The sequence below is a fragment of the Streptomyces flavofungini genome, from assembly GCF_041028215.1.
GTDB classification, from domain to species: Bacteria; Actinomycetota; Actinomycetes; order Streptomycetales; family Streptomycetaceae; genus Streptomyces; species Streptomyces flavofungini_B.
In genome coordinates this window covers 1-4,622 of sequence record NZ_JASKYR010000728.1, presented here as the reverse complement: position 1 = coordinate 4,622, position 4,622 = coordinate 1, and the positions used below count along the sequence as shown (strand labels likewise).

General features: G+C 76.3%; 3 protein-coding genes and 1 pseudogene. 2 read left to right on the top strand and 2 right to left on the bottom strand.

Annotation, left to right across the window (positions count from 1 at the left end):
* Positions 1-458: pseudogene (locus AB8Z36_RS33305) on the bottom strand (FUSC family protein); the annotation flags it as partial.
* Between the two features lie 63 nt (positions 459-521).
* The gene (locus tag AB8Z36_RS33300) at positions 522-1,664 is read right to left on the bottom strand and encodes a DUF2786 domain-containing protein (protein WP_369217120.1); all 1,143 of its coding nucleotides are present in this window, start codon (positions 1,662-1,664) and stop codon (positions 522-524) included.
* An 83-nt stretch (positions 1,665-1,747) separates the two neighbouring features.
* Between AB8Z36_RS33300 and AB8Z36_RS33295 the strand changes: the two genes are divergently transcribed.
* A complete protein-coding gene (locus AB8Z36_RS33295) occupies positions 1,748-2,539 on the top strand; it encodes an ABC transporter ATP-binding protein (protein WP_369217119.1) in 792 nt (263 codons plus the stop codon).
* Positions 2,539-4,622: FtsX-like permease family protein (locus AB8Z36_RS33290; protein WP_369217118.1), on the top strand; the 2,084-nt coding region annotated here is incomplete at its 3' end. The genes AB8Z36_RS33295 and AB8Z36_RS33290, both read left to right, overlap by 1 nt.

Sequence of the window (4,622 nt, the reverse complement as noted above, 5' to 3'; positions counted from 1 at the left end):
ATCATCATCGCCGCGTGGCCCGCGGCTTCGGCGACCGAGGTCGGCAGGGTGACCGTGACCAGCATGATCGCCACGTTGGACGAGGCGATGATGCCCGCGGTCGGTCCCGCGGCCCAGCTCAGGCCCGCGAGGAAGGTCCACAGGCAGAGCAGCGCGAGGAAGAGCAGCAGGTGGGAGCCGGTGAGGTAGCCGAGGAAGGTGGAGACCGCGAGGCTCGTGCCGGAGGCCAGGGCCAGTTCGGGGCGGGGGCGCCAGCTCCGCTGGAAGGTGGCGATGGCCGCCTGGAACGCGCCGAAGGCGGAGCTGGCGGCCACCGCGGGGCCGAACAGGGTGAGGCTCACGCCGATGATCAGCGCGAGGCCCGCGGCGCCTCGTGCCGCCACGAGGGGTTCCAGGCGTTTGCGCTCCACCGTCAGGCCCGTGCGGGCTGTCTCTTTCAGCGCGCGAAGCCAGGTCACATCGCGATCATACGGGGCATATCGGGCAGAACGCCGTCCGCTGGGCGGCAGGGCGGACGTCCGCTACGGGAGCCGCGGCCGTTCCCGTCCCACCCGCGCCCGGTCCGCCGCCGCCGTGCCATGGGTCCAGCCCGCCTCGTCCGTGGCGCCGCGCACCCGGGTCGCGGTCGTCGCGGGGAACATGCGCTCGGCGTGGTCGGTGACGGCCACGTCCCGCGCGGCGAGCGCCGGGAGCAGCGAGCCCCTGGACTCCGCGCCGGAGTCCGCCGCCTCGGCGACCGCGTGGTCGCCCGCCGCGGCGAGGCGGGCGCCCATGCGGTGGGCGTAGGCCAGCAGGAAGGTCTGCCGGAAGGTCTTCGTACGCTTGCGGCCGCCCGCGCGCTGGGCCGCCTCCGCCCTGGTCATCGCCGCCGTGCCCTGGACGAGCAGCGAGGTGTGCAGCAGCTCCACCGCCTCCAGATCGGCCTCGAAGCCGACGACCGTCGAGAAGCCGAACGCCTCGTTCCACACCGCGCGGCAGTGGTTCGCCGAGGCCACGGCGTCGAGCAGGATCGCCTTGGCCGTCTCGTACGGCGCGTCCACGCCGACGCGGACCGCGCCGGGGACGTCCTTCGCGTGCGTACGGGCGGCGAGCAGCGCCTCGTCGAGGGAGTACCGGGCCATCAGCTCCTGCGCCTTGGCGGTGAGTGCCTCCGCCTCCTCGGGGTAGCCGGTCGCCTCGGCCTTGGCGAGCAGGGCGCGGACGCGGGTCAGCGTGCGCGGCTCCCCCTCGACCGGTCCAGGCACCCGCTCGCCGGGCGGCGGGCCCACCGGTTCGACCGGCGGCAGGCGCAACAGCAGACGGTAGAGCTCCAGGTACGTGGTGGCCTGCGAGAAGCGGTCGCCGGTGGGTTCCTCGGCCGGGCCCGTCGCGGCGAGCTGGGTCTTCCAGCGGGGCGGCAGGTGGGCGTAGCGGCCGGTCTCGGTGTGGATCAGGGACGCGGCCAGGCGCAGGTGCGGTTCGCGCAGATCGCGGCGGACGAGGCGGAGGACGTCGGCGGGCTGCCAGCCGTGGCGCCAGGCGCGGGTGAGGTACTCCTCGCCCCTGCGGCGCAGCTCCGCGTCGGCGCCGGGGGCCGCCGCGAGGAGGGAGGCGCCGGTGTCGAGGCCGTCGTCGCCGTCGCCGTACAGCGCCGCCGCGAACGCCCTGTCGATCACCGGTTCCATGGCTCAAGGGTAGGGCTGGCCCTACCCTGCTTACGCCCAGCAGTGGTCGTGTGCGGCGGCCCGGCCGACGGTTGGCTCGAGGCATGGACAACAACCCCGCCCCAGACGCCTCCCCGGCCGCCGTGCGGCTCACCGATGTACGCCGCCTCCACCGTGACGCCGCCGGGCGCGACGTGGCCGCACTCGCGGGCGTCGGCCTCGCCGTGCGGGCCGGGACCTTCGTCGCCGTCATGGGCCCCTCGGGGTCCGGCAAGTCGACGCTCCTGCACTGCGCCGCGGGGCTCGACCGGCCGACGTCCGGCTCCGTCGAGGTGGGCGGGACCGAACTGACGGGGCTGAGCGAGCGGCGGCTCACGCTGCTGCGCAGGGACCGCATCGGCTTCGTCTTCCAGGCCTTCAACCTGCTGCCGTCCCTGACCGCCGCGCAGAACGTCGCGCTGCCGCTGCGGCTCGCGGGCCGCAAGCCCTCGCGCACGGAGGTGCGTGACGCCCTCGCCCGGGTGGGCCTCGCCGACCGCTTCCGGCACCGGCCCGGCGAGCTGTCGGGCGGCCAGCAGCAGCGGGTGGCCCTCGCGCGGGCGCTGGTCAGCCGCCCCGCGGTGCTCTTCGGCGACGAGCCGACCGGGGCGCTCGACACCGGTACGAGCCGCCAGGTGCTCCACCTGCTGCGGGGCCTGGTGGACCGGGAGGGCCAGACGACGGTGATGGTCACGCACGACCCGGTGGCCGCCTCGTACGCGGACCGGGTGGTGTTCCTGGTGGACGGCCTCGTGGCGAGCGAGCTGCGGTCGCCGGGCGCGGCAGGGGTCGCGGAGCGGATGGCGGTCCTGGAGAGCACGATGTCGCGGGCGAGCGGTGCCGGGGTGAACGCGTGATGATCTTCCTCGCCTCGCTCCGGGCCCGCTGGAGCAGTCTGCTCGGGGCCTTCGTCGCCGTACTGCTCGGCGTGGGCCTGATCGCCTCCATGGGGCTCGGGCTCGACGCGAGCCTGCGGGCTCCCGACCGGGCGCCGGAGCGGTTCGCCGGGTCGGACGTCGTGGTCATGGGGAAGGACACGCTGACCGTGCCGGTGCGGCGCGGTCCCGACGTCCGCCAGGTGTCCAAGCCGCTCGCTCATCCACACCCTGTGGAAACCGGACTCCTGCGCGAGCTGCGGCGGCTCGGTCCGCTGCGGTTCGACGGCGGCCGGCGGGACGCCGTCGGCACCGACGCCCCGGCGCGCGCCGTCCGCGCGGTGGTCGACGGGCGGGCCCGCGTCCTGACCGGCGCCGGCCGGCGCGCCGCCGACCCCGGCGCGGCCCGTGACGCCGAGGCGCTGGTCGCCGTCAACGCCTTCCTCGGCACGGCGGGCGGGGTGGCCGCGTTCGTTTCGGTGTTCGTCACGGCGTCGACGTTCGCGTTCGTCGTGGCGCTGCGGCGGCGGGAGTTCGGACTGCTGCGGATGGCGGGCGCGACGCCCGGACAGGTGCGCAGGCAGTTGCTCGGCGAGGCGCTCACGGTCGGCGTCGCCGCGTCCGCCGCCGGGTGCGCGCTCGGGGCGTGGGGCGCTCCGCTGCTCGCCGAGGCCCTGGTGGGCGCGGAAGTGGCGCCGGACTGGTTCGCGGTCACGGACGCCACGGCCGGGCTCGCCTCGGGCGCGTGGCCCTTCCAGCTCGCGTTCTGGACCGGGCTCCTGGTGGCCCTCGCGGGCGCCTGGGCCGCATCGCGCCGCGCCGGACGGATCAGCGCGGCGGAGGCGATGCGCGACGCGTCCGTGGACAGCGGTGTCATGCCGTGGAGCCGCCGGGCCGCCGGGGCCCTGCTGCTCGCCCTCGGGCTCGGGCTGCTCGTACACACGCTGGCCACGGACCCGGCCGGGCTCCTGAAGCGCAAGACGTACACGACCCAGCCGATGATCCTGATCACCGCGGCCGCCGCGTTCGCGCCGCTCCTGGTCCGCCCCGTCGTCCGCGCCTTCCGGCTGCCGGGCGCGGTCGGTCTCCTGGTCCGCGAGAACTCCACCGCCTCCGTACGCCGCACCGCCGCCGTCGCGGCCCCCGTCCTGGTGACCGTCGCCCTCGCGGGCAGCCTGCTCGGCTCGGCCCGGACCGTGAGCGCGGCGAAGGCCGCGGAGGCCGGGGAACAGGTGGCCGCCGACCTCGTGATCACCGGGGACGGCCTGCGGACGCCCGCCGTCCGCGCGGTGCCGGGCGCGGCGTCCGTCTCGGCGTCCGCCACCACCGCCGTGTACGTACGGGAGGAGGGCTCGGCGCTCATACGGTCCGACGCCCGCGCGGTCAAGGACCCCGCGGCGCTCGCGGCGACGTCCCGGCTGCCGGTCGTCGCGGGCGACGTGCGCGACCTGGACGACCGGTCGATCGTGGTCAACGAGGAGTGGGAGAAGCGGCGGGTCGGCGAGCGCGTCGGCGTCTGGCTCGGCGACGGGCGGCGCGCCGAACTGCGCGTCGTGGCGGTCCTCGCGCGCGGGACCGGGGACAACGGCGCCTATGTGACCTCGGCGAACGCCCCCTCGGCGGCGGTGGACCGCATCGACGTAACCCTCGCCCCCGGTGCGGACGCCGCCCGTGCCACGACCGCCCTCGCCAGGACCGGCGGCGAGGTCCGCACGGCGGAGCGGTGGCTGGCGGCGACACATCCCCGCACCAAGGCGCAGACCCGCCTCGGCCTGCTGATGCTCCTCGGCATCTCCCTCGCCTACACGGCGATCTCGCTCGCGAGCACGCTGCTCATGGCCGGTTCCGTACGGGGCCCCGAGCTGCGCTCCCTGCGTCTCGCGGGCGCCACGCGCGGCCAGATCCGGCTCGTCCTCGCGGGTGAGGCGCTGGCAGCGGTGGCGGCGGGCACCCTGCTCGGCCTCGCCGTCACCGCCGTCAACCTGGCGGGCCTCTCGGCGGGCCTCGCGCGCCTCTCGGTGCCGTCGGGGGTGGCGGTGCCCTGGGCCGAGGCGGGGGCCTGCGC